Consider the following 21,124-nt stretch of genomic DNA (forward strand, 5'->3'; position numbering starts at 1 on the left):
CTCTACATACAGAGTGAGTATAGTTTTTTTAGCTATCATTTTGATAACTTATATTTTCTTGTTTTATGTGCGTAGGGAAATCAATAAATGACAGTAGGTAAACCGATATTGATTAGTGCAGAACTATCACTCACCACAAACTTTCAAGATGCCGATCCCATGGGCGTTATTTATCACGGTAACTACTTCCGCTATTTTGAAGAAGCACGTCATCAGTTAATGAACAAACTGAACTACAGTTATCGTGAAATGGAAGCATCTGGCTATGTGTGGCCTATCATTGATACCCGAGTCAAATACGTAAAATCGATTCCCTATGATCACCCCATTCGAGTGACGGCAACATTAACTGAATGGGAAAATCGTATGCGAGTTGATTACGTCATTTATGATGGTGAAACTGGCGCACGTATGACGAAGGGCTACACCATGCAAGTGGCAGTTAGTATCGACAAACGTGAAATGTGTTTTGTTTCGCCTAAAATATTTACCGACAAAGTGGAGGCATATCATGCCAACAATGCGTAATCATTCTCGTTTTAGTGCCCATTTTAAACGCGTGGTAAAAGCAATCATTACAGTTTCTATGTTAGCACTTACTAGCATTTCAGCCCGGGCAATAACGCTAGAACAATTACAAACAAAATTATCTTCAGAGCCTTTAGTTCGCGGTGATTTTAGCCAACAACGTGAAATGGCCATGTTTGATCAGCCACTCATCTCTAGCGGTCAGTTTCTCTTATCGGCAAAAAAGGGATTATGGTGGCATCAAACAGCCCCTATGCCTGTCTCTTTAGTACTGACAAAAGATAAACTCAGCCAACAATTTGATAATCAACCAGCACAAGTGCTGGCTGCCAGTGATAATCCAATGGTGTTTTACTTTAGCCACGTATTCTTATCACTGTTTAAAGGCGATACTTCGCAGCTTACAGAGCAGTTTGATTTATCACTGAAAACCTTAAAAGACAGTAAAACACATGAGCAATGGCAGTTAGTGCTTACTCCCAAAGCACCCCCATTAAATAAAGTCTTTAGTAAAATTTCAATTGAAGGTGGCCAGTTCATTAATAAGCTAGAGCTAGATGAAATTCGAGGTGATAAAACTCTCATCACCTTTAGCCAACAAACCACCACCCCAACGACTCTGACATCAGAAGAAAAACGTGTTTTCCAATTCTAAGTTAGCCAGCTTATGGCTCGCGATTATGTTGATCTTGGTAGCTGCACTTGGCTACCAACTCACTGCGCGTAAACAGCTTCCTATCGAAACAAACATCTTGGCACTGCTACCTGAAAATCGCCAAGATCCTATTGCTCAACAAGCGTTTGATCATATCGCCACCAGCATGAGCGACAAAGTTGTCTTTGTTGTCGGCAGTAAAAACAGCGATACCATGCTTAAAGCTGCCAACGATTTTAGCCAAGCATTACCTTCGCTAAAACTCTTTAGTCATATCGACGCCAAAGTCAGTCAAGATCAGCAACAAGCATGGGCCAAACTTTATTATCCCAAACGCTTTCAATTACTCACGCCTGAGCAACAAACGCGACTGCGAGAACACCCCGAACAACAAACACAAAACGTATTAAACGCCATGTATAATCCGTTTTCTGGCATTACAGGCACTGAGCTTACTAACGACCCATTCTTATTATTTCGTGAATACCTTACCGACCTCACTGCCAAAGCGGGAAAATTCAGTCTCAAACAAGGCTTTCTCACCACTGAATATCAAGGTAAGCATTACGCGTTAATTACTGCAAACCTTGCAGGCTCAGCCTATAACATAGGGTTACAAGATAAACTTCCCGCTTTACACGCCTTAGAACAGCAAATAGAAAGTAAGTATTCACTTCCTGAATCTGCATTAGATATTCAGCAAACTGGCGTGATTTTCTATGCTGCCCACGGGACAAAAAGCGCAGAAAATGAAATCAGTACGATTGGATTAGGCTCGCTACTGGGCATTATCATGTTACTGATTGCGGTATATCGCAGTACCTTACCATTAGCCCTTGCCCTGTTATCCATCACTTGTGGTTTAGTGGCAGCCTTTGTCGCAACCGTGGCTATTTTTGGCAAAGTGCATCTGTTTAGTTTGGTGTTTGGCGCAAGTTTAATTGGGGTATCGATTGATTATGCTTTTCATTACCTGACCGACAGGTTAGCTGCAGGTAAACACTGGAACTCACAGCAAGGCTTAAAACATATCTTTACCGCAATTACACTCGGCTTAATTACTAGCCTGATTGGTTATTTAGGTATGTTAGTCGCCCCTTTTCCGGGTTTGCAGCAGCTATCTTTATTCTCAGCCATTGGCTTAACCGCCGCCTACGCCACCGTAGTCTGCTGGTATCCAACCCTTGCCGCTAAACCTAGCCCACCTCGGTCTATCCCCTTTGCTAGTATATTAGGTCGCTGGCTACATATATGGCAACAGCCGAGTGTTCGCTGGGTAACACCGATCCTATTAGCACTGTTAGCTCTTTATGGTTTAACTAAAGCAAGCTACAACGATGACATTCGCCAGCTACAAGCGCTTCCAGCTTCATTACAACAACAAGAAGCCACCATTAAGGCTATTACGGGTGTTAGCAGTAGCCAACAAATGCTGTTAGTTAAAGCGGATAGTGAACAAGCGCTGCTTAATAAAATTGCCTCGACCGATCACACCTTGGATGGATTAATTCAACAAGGAGCATTAAAAAGCTACCAAAGCCTTGGGCAATACATCCCCACGCTTGACCAACAAAAAGCCAATTTCGCATTAGTCCAACAGCTTTATCAGGAACAAGGCGCAACGCTTAGTCAGCGCTTAAACCTTGCGAAACCTGTAACATTTTCAGCAACCTTTGAACCGTTAACGATGACGCATTTCCTCGCTTCATCTGTCTCTTCGCCACTTCGCTTCATGTGGTTAGGTGCGCTCAAAGATCAGCACGGTGTAAGTAAATATAGTGCTGTAATTTTGCTGCACGACATCAAGCAACAGCACACCATAGAAGAGTTGGCACAACACGATAATGCGTTAACTTATCTCAATAAAGCCGATGAAATTTCATCACTCTTTGGTCAATATCGAGAACATGTAACATGGCTGCTTATTGCGGCAACCTTTGCCATTTATCTGTTACTCGCATGGCGTTATGGCATAAAACAAGGGATAAAAATGATCGCGCCATCGTTAATTGCAGGAATGGCAGGAATTGCGATCACTAGCTTGACGGGTACCCCACTGAACTTGTTCAACCTATTAGCCTTGATATTAATCTTGGGTATCGGTATTGATTACAGCCTATTTTTTGCTGAACTAAAACCTGAAACAGGACACCAACAAGGGATCACCACATTACTCGCGATCACCTTGTCAGCATTAACAACAGTATTATCGTTTGGTTTACTAGCACTGAGTGAAACCCAAGCCATCCACAGCTTTGGTATCACGGTGTTAACAGGTATCATTATCGCTTGGCTACTCGCCCCTCTGGTAATGACTCGAGAAAAAGATCCACAAACACACAAATAAGTAAGGCAACAAGCTATGAAAAACATAAGAAAACGTACAAACAGTATGCTTACTTTATTAATAGCTAGCGTGATGTTAGTGGGATGTGCAAGTAAACCAATGGTGCAACAAAACCAAGTTGAAATTGCACCTAATACGCTTGTGACCTTGCCGACGCCTGCTCAACTGGGTTACTCATTAACGGCAAGCCAATTAATCACCGCGACATGGAATAAACAAAGCCATCAACTGCCCGTCCAATTACAAGTTGATCCTAAACGTGTCGCTTTAGCTGGTTTTTCCTCGTGGGGAACACGTATTTTAAGTTTAGATTATCAAGATCAGAAAGTTGAGACGTACGTGATGCCAGGGCTAGGAGCAACATTACCCGATCCCAAACAAGTATTATTTAATATCATGATCACGCTGTGGCCGATCAATGCTTGGCAAGCCCCTCTGAAGCAAGTCGGTTGGCAATTAAAACAAACACCAAGCCATCGACAATTAATTGATAGTAAAGGTGATATAATCGCGGATATTGATTATAAAAATGCCAATCCATTAAAAGGTGAAATTATCTTCACCCATCATCAACAGCACTATACGATTGACATTAAAACACTACAATCAACGCAAAAATAACGAACTCTCAGCCATCATTGAATAACCGAATACGAGCACTATGCAAAAGATAGCCGACAAACAGCCAATCTATATTCGAGGGTGTGGGTTTAACTCAGCGTTAGGCTGTAGTAACGACATTATCCACCAACGCTTACGTCAAGGAATGAGTTCTGACATGCAACCAGTTCAAGGCTGGCTAAATGACGGCTCTGATACTGTCATAGGAAAAGTATCATCACCATTACCGACAATTGATGACAACCTTTTTCCACATCAGAATACGGATAATAATCGCTTAGTTTTATCTGCCTTACAGCAAATTGAACCTGATATTCATGCTGCAATTACCCAGTACGGCCATGATCGTATTGCCGTCATTGTCGGAACAACCACATCAGGGATCAGCGATGGTGAACATGCGTTAACCACCAAAAAAAACACCCAGAATTTTCCAACTGACTATCACTACCACCAGCAAGAGCCTTCTAATACAGGGCAATTTATCGCTGACTATTATCAATTAACCGGCCCTTGTTACACCTTATCAACCGCTTGCTCGTCTAGTGGGCGGGTATTTTTATCTGCCAAGCGTATGTTAAAAGCAGGAGTAGTGGATGCCGTTATTGTCGGTGGCGCAGATACTCTATGTCGTTTAACGCTTAACGGTTTTCATGGTTTAGATTCACTCTCTAGCACCTTATGTAACCCCTTTAGTGATAACCGTAACGGCATAAATATTGGTGAAGGTGCCGCTTTTATGTTGCTAGCTCGCACGCCTGATGAACGCCAACCCGCTCCTCATATTGCGTTGCTCGGTATCGGTGATAGCTCTGATGCTCACCATATTTCAGCGCCACACCCAGAAGGTACTGGTGCAGAAACGGCAATGCGAAAAGCCCTTAAAGATGCCAAACTTACTCCTGAAGATATTGGTTATATCAACGCCCATGGGACAGCGACCCCGTTAAATGATGCAATGGAAGCAAAAGCGATTGCACGAGTTTTCGGCAATCAAGTCCCTGTGAGTTCAACCAAACCATTAACAGGTCACACGCTAGGTGCGGCAAGCGCAGTTGAAGCAGCCATTTGTTGGCACTTACTGCGTTATGACTTACCGCTACCAACACAAATTAATGATGGTGCTGTCGCAGACGATCTGCCAATCCAATTAGCACCTGCAGATACGGTATTCACTAAACCTGTCATGTTAAGTAACTCATTTGCATTTGGTGGCAACAACATCAGCCTTATTTTTGGACGTACCGATGACTAATTGCCCTCCATTACATCAACTTTTACCCCATGAAGCACCAATGATCCTTGTTGATGATCTGATTGATGTGGGTGAAAAATATATTCATTGTCGTGTCGCGATCAGTCGCCATTGCCTCTACTTTGATTCAAAAACACAGTCAATCCCCGCTTATGTTGGGATCGAATTTATGGCTCAAACTGTCGCTGGTTGGTCTGGTTTCCACGCATGGAAAAATGGTGAAGATACCCCCATTGGTTTTCTGCTCGGTTGTCGTCGCTACCACAGTGAGTGTAGTGAATTTAAAGAACACGATATTTTAGACATTCATGCCGAACAAATTATGGAAAATAACGGTATGGCTGTTTTTGACTGCAAGATCATTTGTCATGAGCAAATCGTAGCAAGTAGTCAACTCAATGCCTTTGTTCCCTCAAAATCACAATTAGAACAAATGCAACTAGATAACAATAATAGGAAAAACCCATGACTCAACACGTACTCGTAACAGGTGCCAGTAAGGGTATCGGTCGCGCAATCGCTATTCAGCTCGCTAAAGATGGTTTCATTATCGCCGTTCACTACATGAGTGATAAACCAGGCGCTGAAGCAACATTGGCATCGATTACTGACGCTGGCGGCCAAGGTCGCCTTATTCAATTTAATATCAGTGATCGTCAGCAATGCCGCGAGCAACTTGAAGCCGATATCGCCGAGCATGGTGCTTATTACGGTGTCGTCAGTAACGCGGGGATCACCCGAGATACGGCCTTCCCTGCTATGACAGAACAAGAATGGGATGGCGTGATCCATACAAACCTTGATAGCTTCTACAACGTGTTACACCCTTGCGTAATGCCTATGGTGCAAAAGCGTAAAGGCGGCCGTATTGTGACTTTAGCATCGGTTTCAGGAATTACGGGTAACCGCGGACAAACCAATTACAGTGCGGCAAAGGCGGGGGTAATTGGCGCAACTAAGTCATTAGCGCTAGAGCTTGCTAAGCGTAAAATTACCGTTAACTGTGTTGCGCCCGGCCTGATTGATACAGGTATGGTCGATGAGCACGTAAAAGAACACGCACTACCACAAGTGCCTCTTCGTCGTATGGGAGAGCCTGAAGAAGTAGCAGGACTGGTTAGTTACTTAATGTCTGATATTGCAGGCTATGTGACTCGCCAAGTGATTTCGGTAAACGGAGGTTTAGTATGAGTCGTCGCGTTGTTGTCACTGGCATGTCGGGTGTTACAGCCTTTGGTAACGATTGGGAACGTATCGAACCTAAACTTCGAGCTTGTGAAAACGCCACTATTTATATGCAAGATTATGAGCTTTATGACGGCTTAAATACCAAACTTGCAGCCCCTATTGAAGATTTTACTTTACCGAAGCATTACACCCGTAAAAAAATCCGTTCAATGGGGCGTGTTTCTAAGCTATCGACACTGGCGACAGAAAATGCACTGAATCAAGCTGGGTTACTGGACAATGAAGTACTGACAAACGGTCAAACGGGTATTGCTTATGGCTCCTCAACCGGCAGTACACCAGCAATCAGCGCTTTTGGTGTCATGCTCAACGAAAAAAGCACCCGCGCTATTACCGCGACAACTTACGTTCAAATGATGCCACATACGACAGCTGTCAATGTCGGCTTATTTTTTGGATTACGTGGTCGTGTGATTCCCACGAGTAGTGCATGTACTTCAGGAAGCCAAGCGATTGGTTACGCCTATGAAGCGATTAAACATGGTTATCAAACCGTGATGGTTGCAGGTGGCGCAGAGGAGCTTTGCCCAACAGAATCTGCGGTATTTGATACCCTGTTTGCAACGAGCCTTAAAAACGATGAGCCAAAATCAACCCCACGACCTTATGATACGGATCGTGATGGCTTGGTAATTGGTGAAGGCGCTGGCACATTAGTGTTAGAAGAATATGAGCATGCCATCACACGTGGCGCTAAAATCTATGCCGAAGTTGTAGGGTTTGCGAGTAACTGTGATGCCGCCCATGTAACACAGCCACAAAAAGAAACCATGCAGCTTTGTATGGAAATGGCACTGCAACAGGCAAATTTATCGCCAACTGAAATTAGTTACATTTCAGCACATGGTACTGCAACCGAAAAAGGTGATATAGCAGAAAGCCAAGCCACAGCAAGTATCTTTGGCAACAACACTCCAATTAGCTCTCTGAAAAGCTATTTAGGCCATACCCTTGGTGCCTGTGGTGCGATTGAAGCATGGCTCAGTTTAGAAATGATGCATGACGGCTGGTTCAGCCCAACGCTTAACCTTGAGAACGTCGATCCTGAATGCGGTGATTTAGACTACATTCGCGGCGAAGGTCGCAACCTTGATTGCCAGTATATTATGAGCAATAATTTTGCGTTTGGTGGTATTAATACTTCAATTATATTTAAACGACTCTAAAATAATCAAGATATTAAACGGCGGTAAGTTAATTAAACTTACCGCCTTTGTATTAACGTTCTACTATGGCAAAAAATCCATTCTGGGAAACATTTTCAGAAATAAAACATCCATCTTGGTAGCTGGTATTTAATGACTCCCATTGCTCTGATTCCTCATCATAACAAGCTATAGTAACCCCATCAGAAATGCTTGATGGTAATTTAGTTTTAAATGTTAGAGTAAAACTATCAGTTTTTGGTTTTGGCTCGATATACCAAGGCATATCATTAACGACATTACCAAACTCATCAAAATCGACCCCTGTTTGCTCTTGCATACCATCAATAAAAAGAACATCTGACAGTACTTTTTCTTGCCTACTTTTCAGCCATACAAAGCTTACTTGTTCTGCAAAATCAACATCTAGGCACTCCTCGTTAGCTCCCTCTGTTGGTCGTAATCCATTAAAAGTTATGTTTTGACCAGAGGTTATAGAAGCAACTGTCGATTTACTCCCAGAGAAATTAGCACTCGGTATATTTGTTTCATAGCTACCATTAGGCGGCACAACAACCGATTGATTATTTGCAAATAAATTAGTAACAGATGAAATATGCCAATTTTGGGGTTCTAAATAAAATTGCTCAGCATCAGGGTTATCTAAACTTTTCTTAAAGCCATCATCATCGCTATATTTTCCATCAGAAGTTTGCCAATTATGATTATTTCCTATCATGGTCATATTCATTAATGAACCACGCACTTCTACCAACATCATATGATTAGTTGTTTCCGGCGCTTGCTCTTCAATTTGAGTATTATCTCTTACACCACGAGTATGCTGTAGGTATAGAGGAACTTCATACCCATCTAAAAATGTATATTCATTTTCATAATGCTTATAAGACGAAGAACCACATATCATCTGAATAAAGTTAGGTTGTTCAAAAGCATCACTAGAGGAGCTATTAATATTGTCTAAGTAAGACACATCTCCAGATGGATAAATTAAACTTTTAGCAACATGATGATCATGTCCACATAAGTAAGTAATATTATTATTAGCAAATAATGATAGTAAACTTTCGGTAAATCCAGGATGCTCTTCTTCAATTCTCCCTAGTTGATCCTGATCACGTAAATCTCCTTTGTGATTATGTCCAGCAAAGGGGTAATGCCCAAATACAATAATATTATTAAATTTACCTTTGTTTTTCTCTATTGTATTTTCAATAAACTCTTTGTTTAATAACCATTCATCACCTTGATAAATATCAGTGACTTCATCATGCAAAGTAGTTAAATGAATGTCACTTTCACCTGTCCATCTATATGTAAAGAAGAAATCAAGTGCTACAAATAATGTATTTCCAAGCATGAAGCTGTATGTGCTACAGCAATCCAAAGGATTAAAATCAGTTTGAAGGTATTCAGGACGAGTAATCACACTTTCATCAACTAATGTGCCAACATGATTATTATAAAAATGTTTCACTTGATAATAACTTTTATCATGATTATCGGTGTAAGTATCATGATTTCCGCGAATAGGATAAAAATTAAGTTTTTTATCAAATCCATTCTCTTTTATCATCCGCATGTAACCGTCGGCTAAATACCCAGCGGTATTACCTTTAGAGCTTCTGTAACTATCCACTTGATCTCCAAGTAAAAGGATATCTTTGATTCCTTGTTTTTCAGCTTCTTCAAGCATTCCTTTTAATATATTACAATCATTATGATTATCGCCAATTACAGCAAATCGATGACTTTTACCATCATACCCAGGGATTTCAAATGGTGATTGATAATCATTGTTATTATTATCTTTATGAGAAGAACGGCATCCAGGAAGAGTGTAAATTGATAAACCAAGAGCACTTAATCGAAGAAAATCACGGCGTTTCATTACTATCCTATAAATAAATTATATTTTTTGTGTTAGTGGTTTATAACAATTTATAGTGACATATTTATTATATAAAAATAACAAATAACAAAGAACAAAGAACAAAGAACAAAGAACAAAGAACAAAGAACAAACACCTATATCATTTAATAAAAATTAATATAGGTATTTTCGAAAACTTATATTTAAAAAATAAATCATGTTAGATGGAAAATTAGTAGCAAAACCATCTCATACTTAATATTAAAATAGATAAAATACAAATTTATAATCAGATTTCATTGGAAGTGCTATAATTTTATATTTCTATTGATAGAAAAAAAGCTTAAATAATTTATGAAAAACGACTTGTCACATTATGTTTTCCATTATTAATAAAGACTTCTATCACAAATTGATCTAGATAAATTTCAATTTTATTTTTTAGTAATATTCTTAGGGAATTTTCGGAATAAACCAAAATTCTTTGCGTATATTTGCGTTATATGCGTTCGATCAAATGTAAACTCGCTGAACTCGAAATTTATAAGAAATAAAAAGCTACCAGTCGTATCCTTATGCTCCCTCTTAACCAAAATAAGATCCTCTCAATCCGATAAACGGATCATGAATGAGAAGTCGAGAAACAATTCTTATTTCAAAACCAAACGAGACTTCAAGGCAGAAATAGATCAATTTTTTAATGTGACTCTTCCAAAGAGCGCAGACTCATTGGTATCTCGAATTAATTATAACTTGAAGGTTCTAAAAACAGCACCTTCAAGTTGATTCGGCATAAAGCGCAGTAAACAGTCAAACAAATTATCTCAATTAAGCATTAAAAATAACACTAAAGGGAATAATTATCACTCATATACTCGATAAAGTAACCTTAATGACATATTTATCCTTAATAATGAGTTATTTACTACACTCATGGAATAAATATGTTCAAAAAGAATATTACATTGCTTTCTTTAGCGCTATCCCTTTCTATAACTGCCTGCCATTCAGAACATCCTGTAGAAGATGACCCTATGGACAAACCAATTGATTTGGTTATTACGCTTGGTCTTGGGCTAAATAAAACAAGCTGTACCCCTAGACAGCTCCTTGTATATCGAGCAGATCGTGCATATGAAGTAGCTCAAACATTAGAGAATCCAGTATATCTATTAGCAGGAAAGGGAAACCCTACAACAATACAAACTTGTGTTGCCCATGGAAAAGATACAGAAGCGCAAGCTCTTAAGAAAATTTTAATAGAAAAACATCATGTTAATGAGAACCAAATTATTCTTGAACAAAACTCAACAACAACAGATGAGAATGCAATTGAAACAAAAATTATAATTGATGAACTTGAAGATAAGGGTGTGAATATCAATTCTTATCAACTGGTATCAAGCCACTATCATATCTTTCGTGGTAATGACACAACCGATAGATCAGCGATGAAATCTTTCAATGCACAGTTTGGAGATAGCTTTTTTACTCCACAAAACAGCTATAGCTCCAGTGAATTTGGTAAAGATGAAATTTGGTCGACAATGTTTACTATAGAAGATGGCTGGTCTCCTCAGGAAAGTACTCTTGCTTTAGGTGATGTTAATGGTGACGGAAAAAGTGATCTAATTGGCTTTAAATCTGGAGAGTTAGTCGTTGGATTATCATCAGGAAAACAGTTCTACTCTCCTCAAACTTGGGGCAGTTATGATAGTGGTGATCAACAAACGGTTCGACACTTTGCTGCTGATATAAATAAAGATAATCTTGCTGATGCTATTTCAATTACTAATGAAAGTATAAATGTAGCCCTTTCTACAGGAAGTCAATTTAAAGATGAAAAATCTTGGGGTTTAAATAATTCCTTTGATTTAACAAAAGATATTATCCAGATGGCAGACATTGATGGTGATGGCCTGACGGATATTGGTATATTTAGTACACATGGAACTTATGTTCAATTTAACAAAGGCGATCATTTTGCTAAACCTGTAAAAGTTTCAGATTCCTTTGGGCATATGAGTACAACAGATCCAGATCATTCAGAAACATTTGAGAAAGACAAAGGTGAAACGACAATTCGACAATTTGCTGATGTTAATGGTGACAAGCGTCAAGATATTATAAGTTATGGACATTACGGCATTTATGTATCTTTACAATATCCAGAAGGAGGCTTTAGTTTACGAACAAAATGGCTTCGGGGTGATGACGGCGAAGGTGATGTTGCGGATTTTCTCGGCTGGTCAAATGCAAACTATGTTAGAAAAGCAGTAGATATGACAGGAAATGGTAAAGCCGACCTACTTAATATTGGTAGCAAAGATATTTATGTAGCTTTATCAACAGGTCAACGTTTCGAATACTTAGGTTCTGTTACATCAGTCTATACTCTTCACAACCGTATACCTATCGCAACAGAGCAATGGAATAATTTTGTAAAACAAGCAGAGTTTACTACAACCAATAACTTTAGATTAATTGGTGATATTGATGGTAATGGCTTACCCGATATTGTTGGAGTTAAAGACTTCGAAACAGTAGTTACTCGCAATCTTCATCCTTAATAGTAATACGCTTAACAATAGCTAAAACTTATTTAGGAATAATTGCACTCAATTTACATCACTATCCCATAGTCATAGGATGGTTCACAAAGTCTGAACCATCCATCTATAACTCTTTACACGGTATATTCATTTGCATAGTGCTTATAAGAAGAACAGTATCCAAGAAGAGTATAAATTGATAAAAAAGATCAATTAAGCGGATAAAATTACGACATTTTATTACTGCCCTATTAATAATTTCAAATTTTACTGTACGTTATTTATAAAAATTTATAGTGATATATTTATTACATATAAATAAAGAGCATAAATAATAAAAAGTTATCTTTAATAGATAAGTTATGTGAGATGAAAGGTTAATAGCAAAAAACATCTCACATTTAATATTAAAATAACTAAAGCACAAATTTAGAAGTAGCTTTCATTGGAAAATATTCTACTTTTATATCTCCATTAATAGAAAAGAAGCTTAAATCATTTATGAAAAAACGACTTGTCATAGTATGCCTTCCATTATTAATAAAGATTTCTATTACAGATTGGTCTAAATAAATTTCAATTTTTTGTTTTAAACATATTCTTGGGGCTTTTCGGTATAAGCCAAAATTCTTCGCGTAAAGCTGCGTCATATAAGTTCGATCAAGTGTGAAATCATATTGATTTGCACTAAAAGTGATAAAGTCGCCACTCTCATTTCCAAATTTTAACGAAAATTCACTGCACTCGACATCGACACTAAGTAAAAAGCTACCCGTCGGAACTTTGTGTTCATCCTTTACCAGAATTGGATCGCCACGAAGAGCGGTAAGCTCAGTTAATGGGGATTGAATTAGGTAACCGTCAACAACTTTTAATTCACGAGGTAACGACAACATTCCAGCCCACTCATGTTCAACTGAAGGCGTATCAATATCAGGGAGTCCAACCCAAGCGATTAAAATTCTTCTCCCTAAATGATCTTCATAAGTTTGAGGGGCATAAAAGTCGAAACCATAATCGGGCTGTTTTATCTCATCATGATTTTCAAGCTCCATCGTTTCCAGGTTCAAGTTGTCCCCAACTATATAAGCAACTGAATGTATGTTTTTAAAATCATAATCATTTTGAGATACTACCCCTTGTGGGGAAAATAGCATTACAGATTGACCACTAATATCAAAAAAGTCGGGGCACTCCCACATATACCCTAACTTTTTATAATTAGTTTTAATCGGACCTTTGTGATGCCATGATAAGAGATCATCGCTTTGATATAGGATCATCCCCCCTTCTTTTTGACGATTCTGAGCACCGACGACCATAAAATAACTGTTGTTATGATGCCACACTTTAGGATCTCTGAAGTGCTCGGTATAACAACAGTTCTCAATAAGTACTCCAGCCTTTTCGATATTTCCGTCTGCAGACATCTTAGCCATACATTGTGTCGGTATTCTTTTCCAGTCCTTATCCCTTTTGTTACCGGTATAGAAAAGAGCAACCTCATTATCAATCACAATTGCACCGCCAGAGTAGACTCCATGAGAATCGAAATCTTCATTTGGTTTTATTGCTACACCGTGATCTACAAAATTCACAAAATCTTTGGTTGTAAGGTGATACCAATACTTGAGTCCATGAACAGGGCCTATGGGTGTCCATTGATAGAAAATATGGTGTTCACCATTAAAATAACATAAGCCATTAGGATCATTTAACAAACCAAAAGAGGGAGCAATGTGATACGTCGGATACCCTTGATCTTGACGACGCTTTTCAACCATAGCCGAAATAGCAAGTTTAGGTATTTCTTCTAAAGGACGGTACCTTTGTTCAACTGTCCAATTACGATTTAATTTCATAAATATATATGGTCTTAAATAATTTAGGAATCACTCATTAATAAACGTCAGCAGTTCATCCATTGAGGGAAGAGCGGTCATGGCTCCTTTCTGAGTTGTTGCCAGTGCGCCACATCCACTTGCCCATTTTATGGCTTCAAATATGATGTCACTTTGCTTCCATTGAGAATGGCGAGATAAAAATGCAAGAAGCCCACCAACGAAGGCATCACCAGCGCCAGTCGTATCAACGGGTGTTAATACTCTACCTCTAAAAAGTGTTTGTTGATTATCATAGGTACACCACACCCCTTTCGCTCCCTGAGTAACGAGTATTAGAGTGTTTTCTTTAGTAGCGACTTTCTGTAGGCCTTCTTCCAAAGATTTACTGTTTGTAAGTTTTAAAAGTTCCTCTTCCGAAAATTTTAAAACATCAGCCATAGAAGCTACTTTCATGACAACTGACTCAATTTCTGACTGATTTTGCCAAACCTCTTCTCGTAAGTTAGGATCAAAGCTGACATACCCACCTAACGATTTTATTCGTCTGATTGCTTCAATCGTACTACTTCGACTTGGCTCATTTGCTAAAGAAATAGAACAAACGTGAAGCCATTCACCTTGATTAAAAGAGGGTAAGTCCGACAAAGTCATAAATTGATCAGCACTAGGCTTTACCATAAATGTAAAGTCTCGTTCACCATGTTCATCTAAATCGACAATTACAGTTGATGTTCGTTGAGAAGGATCCTTTATCAGAAACTCTGTATTAACACCATTTATCAGTAAAGTGGAGTTCATGAAGTCACCAAAAGGATCTTTACCAACTCTCCCAAAAAAAGCACTTTTCCCAGAAAGTTTAGCTATAGCAACAGCAACATTTGCAGGAGCACCTCCAGGACACTTTAATAAAGCGTTGTCGTGCGATGGAATTAAATCAACAACGGCATCACCCGTCACCCATACTTGGTTCATCTTTAATATTCCTTAATTATTGAAATAGCATCTAGCAAGCCATTTAATGATATTCGGCCAACAGATAAATTTAGGCTATGTCATTGGGAAGCGGGAATTAGGTGAAACAAAAAGCTTCACCCAATTACTTATGAAGCATGTACTTTATTACTTTCTCTTACACGCATTCCAAGCAATAACGTCAATACAAAAGCAGTAACAAAGGCGATACCCATTCCAGCTATATAGTAAATAATTTTCTCTGGGCTAATAGAGATAATTCCTGGAATACCTGCAGCACCTAACGCTTGAGCTTTTACATTAAAAAATGTGATGAACGCACTAGAAACAGCTGCAGCACAAATTGCAGCAATAAATGGATAACGAAGTTTTAAATTAACACCAAACATTGCTGGCTCAGTAATTCCTAACAATCCTGTAATACCAGATGGAATTGCAATACCTTTCATTTTCTTATCTCGGCTCATCACACCAACAGCAAGCGCTGCTGCACCTTGAGAGATATTAGACATCGCAGCAATAGGAAAGATAAAAGTGCCCCCTGTTCTTGCAATATCAGCAAGTAACTGAGTTTCAATAGCAATAAAGCTGTGGTGCATACCTGTAATTACAAACGGCGCATATAATAAGCCGAAAACAGCCCCGCCCAGAAATCCAGCAGAGTTATAAAGCCAATTTAAGCCATCACCAAGCATAAAACCAAGATCGCGTGTAAATGGCCCCACCACAGTGAAAGTAAGAAAACCAGTTATGAAAATAGCTAACATCGGGGTTAGTAAATTATCAAGAACCGAAGGAATAATCTTACGAAGTCCTTGCTCAGTTTTTGATAATATAAAAGCAGATACTAAAACTGGAAGAACTGAACCTTGATAACCAACTTTCTGTATATCTATTCCATAGATTTGCCATACAGGTACATCACCTGTTACGGATGCACTACCAAATCCCCAGCCATTCAATAAGTCAGGATGAACCATTAACATTCCTAACGCAGCACCTAAATAAGGGTTACCGCCAAATTTTTTGGTCGCTGAGAACGCTAATAAAATTGGTAGAAATACAAATGGTGCATTAGCAAACGTATTAATCATGTTTGCTAAATCAGATAATTGTGGATTGGCCTCAATAAGTGACTTGCCATCAATAAACAAACCTTGTGCTGTTAGAAGGTTATATATACCCATCAATAGGCCACCAGCAACTATTGCTGGAATTATAGGTACAAAAATATCGGATAAACCTTTTACAGCTCTTTGCACAACATTTTGTTTATCTGCACCAACTGCAGCAACATCACTTGTTGACATTTCAGACTGTCCAGTCAGTTTAGCTAACTCAGCGTATACTTGATTTACAACACCAGAACCAAAAATAATCTGATATTGACATGCAACTTTAAACTGACCTTTTACACCTTCAAGATTATCTATTGCTTTTTCATCAATTTTATTTTCATCTGCAACAACCAGTCTCAACCTTGTCGCACAATGTGCAATTGCTGTTATATTATCTCGACCACCTAACAACTTTATCAATGATCGTGCTACTTCCGGATAATTCATTTCTTATACCAATAATTATTATTTAGCTTACAACCAACTCTGGGAACGTTTGCAGAAATAATTTTTGCTGATAATTTATACACAATCAAAAGTTAGCTTCATTTATGTGAGTATGATCTTTTATTTTCTTTTCAACATGATTGTTTCAGCGTTAAAATATTTAAAATAACTGCATTTAGTAACTCAATCTTGAGAACCTTCCCAAAAACTAGGACTCTATTATGACTAGCCTTCATGATGTTGCACTTTTAGCTGGTGTATCAAAATCAACAGTGTCGAGAGTGATAAATAATGAATATGGAGTAAAAGAATCCACGAAAAAAAAGGTACAACAAGCTATAGCCGAATGTGGATATTTACCCAATCAAGTCGCAAAAGATCTAAAATCGCAAAAAACCAATCTTATTGGTGTTATCGTTCCTCGCGTTTCGTCCCATGCAACGGCACAAGGTGTTGATGGCTTAACCACTGTATTTGAAAAGGCTGGTAAGCAAGTATTACTGGCAAATACACACCAAGTTCATCAAAAAGAACTGGACTACATCCACCTTTTTAATCAGAAGCGCGTTGAGGGAATCATCCTATATGCAACAAATATCGACAAAGCCATCGTTGAAAGTATACAAAAATCATCCGTACCAGTTGTGCTGGTAGGTCAAGATGGTTCTATGTTTAATATTTTAAGTGTTGTTCATGATGATGAGCGTGTGGGTATTGAAGCAGCTAATAGATTAATAGCTCGTGGTTGCCAAAACATTGGTTTTCTTGGAGTACAAGGTGATGATATTGCCGTTGATCAATTACGCTCGTCCGGATTTATTAAAAGCTTAAAAAGACAAAAACAATCTTTATTATTTCATGGTAGAGGTGATTTCACTATAGATTCTGGATATCAACTGACACAGAAATATCTAAATGAATACCCGCATTTAGATGGGCTTTTTTGTGCAACTGATAGAATTGCTATTGGAGCGATTCAAGCAATACAAGATAAAGGGCTTAAACCTGGAAAAGATATTGCAATTCTTGGGGTTGGAGATGACGAGCTAGCTTCAGTTTGTAGCCCTTCGTTATCCACTTTTCACTACTCTTTTGATAAAGCAGGAGAACGGGCTGCAAACCTACTGTTAGATTGCATTCTAAATAACGCAATTGACATGAGCAAAATAGTATTAACTTTCCAGAGCATAAAGCGCCAATCTTGTTAGAAAAAGTGCACGATAAATGAAACTTATGGTGCACATATATAATTTATTAAAATCAAGCTATTGCTGTTTTAAAAACGTAATTGCTTGATCTTTTTCTTCTCGCAGGAAGAACTTAATGTCTATTTTACGAAACAGCTTGTCTTCCACTTTTACGACTTTTTCTATCCATTTTTTATCTGCAACAACAGCCACTTTTGCTACATGTGATATTCCTGAATGAAACAAATAGCGCACTTCTTCTAGCAATGCTGAAAATTCAATCCCATCAAAATTGTCGATCTGCTCAAATATAACAACTTTACCGTGTAATTCTGTCTTAGCCTGAGCATCCAACAAAATACGTTTCATATCATCTTCAGTCACTTTGCCATCAATTGAAAAAGCCACCGCATTCTCAATATCTAAGTTAATCATGATTAACATTATAAGTTTCCTTAATCCATCAAGAAATAATGAAAATACTATGCGCTTTTTAAAAGAAAACGACAGTAATTAAAGAACGTAATTAAGGGAAATAAAATTTCAGAAAGATCGTATATTCAATAGAACTATAAGCGTTAAATAGAATAATAAAGCACCAATAAACACCTGAAGGTATATATCAATATATAAATGCACTAATGACGACATATAAATACCCATACCGTAACTGTAATTACTATTTATTTTTTACTTTCCCGTCAGTAAATAAGTACATAACTTTTCACACCAACGCCGAGCTTAGCTACATCTGCAAAATATAAAACGACACGCATAATTTTGTTTCAGAGGGTGATAAGGCTTTTAATAAATACTTCAATCACCAAAACAATTTAGAGCTCTAACCACTTAACTTTCATCCATGTACATAAATAAACGAGACACTGCTCAAATAAATCACGATTATTCAACTTTTAATCAAATAATTATCACCTTCATGGGTAATAATACCCATCAAATTATTTAGAGCTCAAAGGAATAGACTCTTAATATGGACATATCAACACCTTCGGTTGTCACTTCCGATACAGGTGAAGACCAAATACAAAAGTGGACTTTTTCAAAACCAATGGCTCATGATGGCGATGATGTTTTTACGTTGATCGCAAACTGTCACCCTCTAGATACCAATTCATCTTATTGTAATTTTCTTCAAACAACTCACTTTAGTAATACGTGTGTTATTGCAAAATATGATGGTGAAATAGCAGGCTTTATCTCTGGTTACCAAAAACCTGATCGACCAAATACTTTATTTATATGGCAAGTTGCCGTTGCTCCTCAATTTAGAGGAAAAGGGCTCGCTTTTACCATGTTAGATAACCTGTTAAGTCGTGACTCTCTAAATAATATTAATGCTATAGAAACAACCATTACGGAAGAAAATAATGCCTCGTGGGCGTTATTTAATAAACTCGATGCACGTAATGGTCACAATGGCGAAGTCAGTACATTTTTAGACAAGAATATACATTTTAAAGGTAAACACGAAACGGAATTGTTGTATCGCATCCCTTTAACTCAAATTAAACAGAAAGGATAATAACGGCCATATTATGGATATTTTTAAGAAGCAGGAATCTAAAGTTCGTTCTTACTCAAACAGTTTTCCCGTCGTTTTCACTAAAGCAAAAGGGAGTTGGCTTGAAACCGAACAAGGAGATCGTTACTTAGATTTTCTAGCCGGTGCTGGATCACTGAACTACGGCCATAATAACCCTATTTTTAAACAGGCTTTGCTCGACTATATCGAACAAGATGGGATCACTCATGGTTTAGATATGCACTCTACAGCAAAGGCTGATTTCCTTGAAGTATTAGAGCGCAATATTCTTGCTCCTCGTCAACTCAATTACGTTACTCAATTTACGGGTCCAACCGGTACTAACGCTGTAGAAGCGGCACTCAAACTTGCACGTAAAGTGAAAAAACGTAGCTCTATTGTGGCTTTCACCAATGGTTTTCATGGTTGTACAGCCGGAGCACTAGCTGCAACAGGCAATCAACATCACCGTCAAGGTGCGGGGACAAGTTTAAACAATGTCACTCGTATTCCGTTTGAAGGTTATGCGGATATTGATGGCCTTAAATTATTTGAAACGATGCTAGCGGATAATTCAGCAGGTATGGACAAGCCAGCCGCAGTCTTAATTGAAACCGTACAGGGCGAAGGCGGCTTAAACGTTGCGTCTAACCAGTGGTTACAACGATTAGAAAAAGTCTGTAAACAAAATGATATTTTATTAATTGTTGATGATATTCAAGCTGGCTGTGGTCGTACTGGTACCTTCTTTAGCTTTGAGCCATCAGGTATTAAACCAGATATGGTTACCCTCTCTAAATCAATTGGTGGTTACGGGTTACCAATGGCAATCGTGCTATTCAAACCAGAGCTCGATATTTGGAATCCAGGTGAGCATAACGGGACATTCCGTGGCAACAATCACGCATTCATTACTGCAACGAAAGCACTTGAAACCTATTGGGCTGATGACCAACTAGAAAAACACGTTGCAGCATGCTCAAACATTATTGCTAACGTGATTGATAAGTGCCTACACGACCATCCTGATATGTTTGTGCAAAGAAAAGGTCGAGGCATGATGATTGGTATTGAGTGTAACGATGGCGCTCTGTCTAGCCAAATCACCAAAACCTGTTTTGAAAATGGATTAGTGATTGAAACCGCAGGTCCTAACGATGAAGTCGTGAAGTTCTTTAGCCCACTCACCATTACAACGACAGAGCTTGAGCAAGGCTTAGCGATTTTTGAAAATGCGGTTGAGCACGTTGTTGCTAAAAACTTTAAAAAAGCATCGTAATTTAAGGACAAAAAATGATTGTTAGAACATTAGATGAATGCCGAGACAGTGAACGCCGTGTAGCTTCTGAAACTTGGGAAAGTGTTCGTATGCTACTTAAAGATGACAAGATGGGGTTTTCGTTTCACATCACGACAATCTTTGAGAACACTGAAACCCATATTCATTATCAAAATCACTTAGAGTCAGTTTACTGCATGAGTGGCGAAGGTGAAATTGAAGTTGTTGGTGGTGAAACTTACCCAATTAAACCTGGCACGCTATACATTCTAGATAAACACGATGAGCATTATTTACGAGCTTATGAAGACAAAGAAATGGTGATGGCTTGTGTGTTTAACCCACCAATCACAGGCAAGGAAACACATGATGAAAATGGTGTTTATCCACTCGTTGACTAATACATAACGTCTATAGCCAGTGCAACGAACATTGTCATCTATAATAAAAAAATCCCTGTACCGCTAAGCTGATACAGGGATTTTTTAT

19 protein-coding genes and 1 pseudogene are annotated in these 21,124 nt (G+C 38.4%); 14 read left to right on the forward strand and 6 right to left on the reverse strand.

Annotation, left to right across the window (positions count from 1 at the left end; genetic code table 11):
- Window positions 1–87: 87 nt before the first annotated feature.
- From CTN01_RS05530 to CTN01_RS05565, 8 genes are read left to right on the forward strand one after another with little or no spacing between them, the layout of a single operon-like run.
- Complete coding sequence (locus CTN01_RS05530; protein WP_005366582.1) at window positions 88–528, forward strand: acyl-CoA thioesterase; 441 nt, start codon at window positions 88–90, stop codon at window positions 526–528.
- Window positions 512–1,183 carry a LolA family protein gene (locus CTN01_RS05535; protein ID WP_045148509.1) on the forward strand — a complete coding sequence of 224 codons (672 nt, stop codon included), beginning with the start codon at window positions 512–514 and terminating at the stop codon, window positions 1,181–1,183. The genes CTN01_RS05530 and CTN01_RS05535 overlap by 17 nt, the downstream gene beginning before the upstream one ends.
- Window positions 1,167–3,530 (forward strand): MMPL family transporter, encoded by a 2,364-nt coding sequence (locus CTN01_RS05540; protein ID WP_045148511.1) that lies wholly within the window; start codon window positions 1,167–1,169, stop codon window positions 3,528–3,530. Before CTN01_RS05535 ends, CTN01_RS05540 begins: the two co-directional genes overlap by 17 nt.
- A 15-nt stretch (window positions 3,531–3,545) precedes the next feature.
- Window positions 3,546–4,151, forward strand: a complete 606-nt coding sequence (locus CTN01_RS05545) for a DUF3261 domain-containing protein (protein WP_045148513.1) — start codon at window positions 3,546–3,548, stop codon at window positions 4,149–4,151.
- A 40-nt stretch (window positions 4,152–4,191) separates the two neighbouring features.
- A complete protein-coding gene (locus CTN01_RS05550) occupies window positions 4,192–5,406 on the forward strand; it encodes a beta-ketoacyl-[acyl-carrier-protein] synthase family protein (RefSeq protein ID WP_045148514.1) in 1,215 nt (404 codons plus the stop codon).
- Complete coding sequence (locus tag CTN01_RS05555) at window positions 5,399–5,875, forward strand: hotdog family protein (protein ID WP_045148515.1); 477 nt, start codon at window positions 5,399–5,401, stop codon at window positions 5,873–5,875. Before CTN01_RS05550 ends, CTN01_RS05555 begins: the two co-directional genes overlap by 8 nt.
- Window positions 5,872–6,597, forward strand: a complete 726-nt coding sequence (locus CTN01_RS05560; RefSeq protein WP_045148516.1) for a 3-ketoacyl-ACP reductase FabG2 — start codon at window positions 5,872–5,874, stop codon at window positions 6,595–6,597. Before CTN01_RS05555 ends, CTN01_RS05560 begins: the two co-directional genes overlap by 4 nt.
- A complete protein-coding gene (locus tag CTN01_RS05565) occupies window positions 6,594–7,820 on the forward strand; it encodes a beta-ketoacyl-ACP synthase (RefSeq protein WP_045148517.1) in 1,227 nt (408 codons plus the stop codon). The genes CTN01_RS05560 and CTN01_RS05565 overlap by 4 nt, the downstream gene beginning before the upstream one ends.
- 52 nt (window positions 7,821–7,872) lie before the next feature.
- On the opposite strand, the gene CTN01_RS05570 is transcribed toward CTN01_RS05565, so the two are convergent.
- Both CTN01_RS05570 and CTN01_RS23230 read right to left on the reverse strand, forming a co-directional pair.
- Entirely contained in the window at window positions 7,873–9,711 is a 1,839-nt protein-coding gene (locus CTN01_RS05570; RefSeq protein ID WP_045148519.1) for a metallophosphoesterase family protein, read from the reverse strand.
- Window positions 9,712–10,045: 334 nt separating this feature from the next.
- On the reverse strand, window positions 10,046–10,171 hold the full coding sequence (locus tag CTN01_RS23230; protein ID WP_162184263.1) for a GH32 C-terminal domain-containing protein: 126 nt from the start codon (window positions 10,169–10,171) through the stop codon (window positions 10,046–10,048).
- Between the two features lie 140 nt (window positions 10,172–10,311).
- Here CTN01_RS23230 and CTN01_RS05575 point away from each other — a divergent pair.
- Window positions 10,312–10,479, forward strand: a pseudogene (locus tag CTN01_RS05575) (IS630 family transposase); the annotation flags it as partial.
- A 158-nt stretch (window positions 10,480–10,637) separates the two neighbouring features.
- Window positions 10,638–12,263, forward strand: coding sequence for an ElyC/SanA/YdcF family protein (locus CTN01_RS05580; protein ID WP_045148521.1), 1,626 nt, complete (start codon window positions 10,638–10,640; stop codon window positions 12,261–12,263).
- Window positions 12,264–12,661: 398 nt separating this feature from the next.
- On the opposite strand, the gene CTN01_RS05585 is transcribed toward CTN01_RS05580, so the two are convergent.
- From CTN01_RS05585 to CTN01_RS05595, 3 genes are all read right to left on the reverse strand, one after another.
- Window positions 12,662–14,107: a sucrose-6-phosphate hydrolase gene (locus tag CTN01_RS05585; RefSeq protein WP_045148523.1), complete on the reverse strand. Its 1,446-nt coding sequence runs from the start codon at window positions 14,105–14,107 to the stop codon at window positions 12,662–12,664.
- Between the two features lie 30 nt (window positions 14,108–14,137).
- Window positions 14,138–15,061, reverse strand: a complete 924-nt coding sequence (locus CTN01_RS05590; RefSeq protein ID WP_045148525.1) for an aminoimidazole riboside kinase — start codon at window positions 15,059–15,061, stop codon at window positions 14,138–14,140.
- 128 nt (window positions 15,062–15,189) lie between these two features.
- The gene (locus tag CTN01_RS05595; RefSeq protein ID WP_045148527.1) at window positions 15,190–16,626 is read right to left on the reverse strand and encodes a sucrose-specific PTS transporter subunit IIBC; all 1,437 of its coding nucleotides are present in this window, start codon (window positions 16,624–16,626) and stop codon (window positions 15,190–15,192) included.
- A 221-nt stretch (window positions 16,627–16,847) separates the two neighbouring features.
- Between CTN01_RS05595 and CTN01_RS05600 the strand changes: the two genes are divergently transcribed.
- A complete protein-coding gene (locus tag CTN01_RS05600) occupies window positions 16,848–17,834 on the forward strand; it encodes a LacI family DNA-binding transcriptional regulator (RefSeq protein ID WP_045148529.1) in 987 nt (328 codons plus the stop codon).
- A gap of 57 nt (window positions 17,835–17,891) precedes the next feature.
- Here the strand turns inward: CTN01_RS05600 and CTN01_RS05605 are convergent, their stop codons facing one another.
- The gene (locus CTN01_RS05605; protein ID WP_045148531.1) at window positions 17,892–18,257 is read right to left on the reverse strand and encodes a SpoIIAA family protein; all 366 of its coding nucleotides are present in this window, start codon (window positions 18,255–18,257) and stop codon (window positions 17,892–17,894) included.
- A 547-nt stretch (window positions 18,258–18,804) separates the two neighbouring features.
- On the opposite strand from CTN01_RS05605, the gene ectA reads away from it, so the two are divergent.
- From ectA to CTN01_RS05620, 3 genes are read left to right on the forward strand one after another with little or no spacing between them, the layout of a single operon-like run.
- Window positions 18,805–19,356, forward strand: a complete 552-nt coding sequence (ectA, locus tag CTN01_RS05610; RefSeq protein ID WP_045148533.1) for a diaminobutyrate acetyltransferase — start codon at window positions 18,805–18,807, stop codon at window positions 19,354–19,356.
- Between the two features lie 13 nt (window positions 19,357–19,369).
- A complete protein-coding gene (ectB, locus tag CTN01_RS05615) occupies window positions 19,370–20,635 on the forward strand; it encodes a diaminobutyrate--2-oxoglutarate transaminase (RefSeq protein WP_045148535.1) in 1,266 nt (421 codons plus the stop codon).
- Between the two features lie 14 nt (window positions 20,636–20,649).
- Window positions 20,650–21,036: an ectoine synthase gene (locus CTN01_RS05620; RefSeq protein WP_045083152.1), complete on the forward strand. Its 387-nt coding sequence runs from the start codon at window positions 20,650–20,652 to the stop codon at window positions 21,034–21,036.
- The last annotated feature ends 88 nt before the right edge of the window (window positions 21,037–21,124 follow it).

Origin of the sequence: Photobacterium angustum (assembly GCF_003026365.1) — a bacterium.
In the GTDB taxonomy this organism is placed as follows: Bacteria; Pseudomonadota; Gammaproteobacteria; order Enterobacterales; family Vibrionaceae; genus Photobacterium; species Photobacterium angustum.

Bases quoted from the DNA above. Each gene is read 5' to 3' on its own strand.
- CTN01_RS05530 (WP_005366582.1), top strand. From the start codon at position 88: ATGACAGTAGGTAAACCGATATTGATTAGTGCAGAACTATCACTCACC.
- CTN01_RS05535 (WP_045148509.1), top strand. From the start codon at position 512: ATGCCAACAATGCGTAATCATTCTCGTTTTAGTGCCCATTTTAAACGC.
- CTN01_RS05545 (WP_045148513.1), top strand. From the start codon at position 3,546: ATGAAAAACATAAGAAAACGTACAAACAGTATGCTTACTTTATTAATA.
- CTN01_RS05550 (WP_045148514.1), top strand. From the start codon at position 4,192: ATGCAAAAGATAGCCGACAAACAGCCAATCTATATTCGAGGGTGTGGG.
- CTN01_RS05555 (WP_045148515.1), top strand. From the start codon at position 5,399: ATGACTAATTGCCCTCCATTACATCAACTTTTACCCCATGAAGCACCA.
- CTN01_RS05560 (WP_045148516.1), top strand. From the start codon at position 5,872: ATGACTCAACACGTACTCGTAACAGGTGCCAGTAAGGGTATCGGTCGC.
- CTN01_RS05565 (WP_045148517.1), top strand. From the start codon at position 6,594: ATGAGTCGTCGCGTTGTTGTCACTGGCATGTCGGGTGTTACAGCCTTT.
- CTN01_RS05570 (WP_045148519.1), bottom strand. From the start codon at position 9,711: ATGAAACGCCGTGATTTTCTTCGATTAAGTGCTCTTGGTTTATCAATT.
- CTN01_RS05580 (WP_045148521.1), top strand. From the start codon at position 10,638: ATGTTCAAAAAGAATATTACATTGCTTTCTTTAGCGCTATCCCTTTCT.
- CTN01_RS05585 (WP_045148523.1), bottom strand. From the start codon at position 14,107: ATGAAATTAAATCGTAATTGGACAGTTGAACAAAGGTACCGTCCTTTA.
- CTN01_RS05590 (WP_045148525.1), bottom strand. From the start codon at position 15,061: ATGAACCAAGTATGGGTGACGGGTGATGCCGTTGTTGATTTAATTCCA.
- CTN01_RS05595 (WP_045148527.1), bottom strand. From the start codon at position 16,626: ATGAATTATCCGGAAGTAGCACGATCATTGATAAAGTTGTTAGGTGGT.
- CTN01_RS05600 (WP_045148529.1), top strand. From the start codon at position 16,848: ATGACTAGCCTTCATGATGTTGCACTTTTAGCTGGTGTATCAAAATCA.
- CTN01_RS05605 (WP_045148531.1), bottom strand. From the start codon at position 18,257: ATGTTAATCATGATTAACTTAGATATTGAGAATGCGGTGGCTTTTTCA.
- ectA (WP_045148533.1), top strand. From the start codon at position 18,805: ATGGACATATCAACACCTTCGGTTGTCACTTCCGATACAGGTGAAGAC.
- ectB (WP_045148535.1), top strand. From the start codon at position 19,370: ATGGATATTTTTAAGAAGCAGGAATCTAAAGTTCGTTCTTACTCAAAC.
- CTN01_RS05620 (WP_045083152.1), top strand. From the start codon at position 20,650: ATGATTGTTAGAACATTAGATGAATGCCGAGACAGTGAACGCCGTGTA.